We start from the raw sequence: 665 nt of genomic DNA, 5'->3' as shown, positions 1-665 counted from the left end.
CCATTGCGATGGGTTCAATCCGCCCGGTTATCCATCCCCTCACTCCAAGTTAAAACGGACAATCGGAGCTTACATTGAAAATGCCTGCAAAGTTATCCCAATAATACTTTTCGCTATGACCAGCCAGTGCGGCAGACAAACAGACTTTGGCATTCAGAAACACCAAATACCCAGCACTTTGGCAGTTTCTCACAAGGTATAGAAGCTGAGAAAAAAGGTATTTTGTTATTAAAATTTAAAAAAATAAAAGTAAAGTACCATTACTGATCACTTTCGGTTTGTAACCATGATTAAATTATCAAATTGTTAAATACCTCCTCTTCGAAAGTACATCTTATCGGAATTATTCAATTTTGCGCCGTCAAACCCTGCGGTTGTTTCACAGTATGCCAAAAGCATTGAACGAACCCCACTCCTCAAACTGCAAGCTAATATTCAACTCACCAACTCATTTATTAATCAAAATCTACCCTTTATGCATTGCTGCAAGAACAGGCTGTTCCCCTCCGGGAGCACCGTACAAAACTCGCTAGCCCGCTTTGCGTTGATCGCTCTGGTTGGCGGCACAAGTTGGGCAAAAACACCTGCAAAGGCTGAATTGCTACCGCTGCCTGCATACCCGCGCGCGGCAGTATCCTCCATGGTAGCCGACCGCCAGGTGACCG

The 665-nt window shown here is 44.4% G+C and carries 1 protein-coding gene; it reads right to left on the bottom strand.

Annotated features, from left to right (window positions below; genetic code table 11):
• Positions 1-459 precede the first annotated feature (459 nt).
• Positions 460-665, bottom strand: a 206-nt coding sequence (locus ACTIE6_RS24295) for a hypothetical protein (RefSeq protein ID WP_439559088.1), incomplete at its 5' end; no start/stop codon positions are given.

The organism is Dyadobacter sp. (assembly GCF_051859145.1).
In the GTDB taxonomy this organism is placed as follows: Bacteria; Bacteroidota; Bacteroidia; order Cytophagales; family Spirosomataceae; genus Dyadobacter.
Note: the sequence above shows the minus strand (reverse complement) of the source record. Positions and strands in the feature narration are given on the sequence as shown.